The sequence below is a fragment of the Desulfofundulus thermobenzoicus genome, from assembly GCF_009428905.1.
GTDB classification, from domain to species: domain Bacteria; phylum Bacillota; class Desulfotomaculia; order Desulfotomaculales; family Desulfovirgulaceae; genus Desulfofundulus_A; species Desulfofundulus_A thermobenzoicus.
Map to the genome: position 1 here is coordinate 1 of NZ_WHYR01000199.1, position 442 is coordinate 442.

At 44.6% G+C, this 442-nt stretch carries 1 protein-coding gene; it reads left to right on the plus strand.

Annotation, left to right across the window (positions count from 1 at the left end; genetic code table 11):
- Window positions 1-442, plus strand: a 442-nt coding sequence (locus tag GFC01_RS18215) for an NCS2 family permease (protein ID WP_194175042.1), incomplete at both ends; no start/stop codon positions are given.

The following is a 442-nucleotide window of genomic DNA, read 5'->3' on the forward strand; positions in this document are numbered from 1 at the left end:
GTTTTTTCAGTTTGATGAGTTAGGTACGAATTACCGCAGAGAAATCATCGGTGGTTTAACCACATTTTTGTCGATGGCTTATATTCTGTTTGTCAATCCAATCACACTTGCATTAGTGTCGGTACCGGATTTTCCAGATAAATTACGTATTGATCAGGGAGCAGTCTTTACAGCGACAGCGTTAGCTTCTGCCGCAGGGTGTATTCTGATGGGATTGATCGCCAGGTATCCGATTGCGATAGCACCCGGTATGGGTCTGAATGCGTTCTTCGCCTTTTCGGTTGTGCTTGGTATGGGCATCAAATGGGAAGCAGCACTTTCAGGTGTGTTTGTTTCAGGATTGATTTTCGTTGCTCTTTCTTTAACAGGTTTCCGTGAAAAAATCATCAATGCCATTCCGGCTGAGCTGAAGCTGGCAGTTGGTGCAGGTATTGGTTTGTTC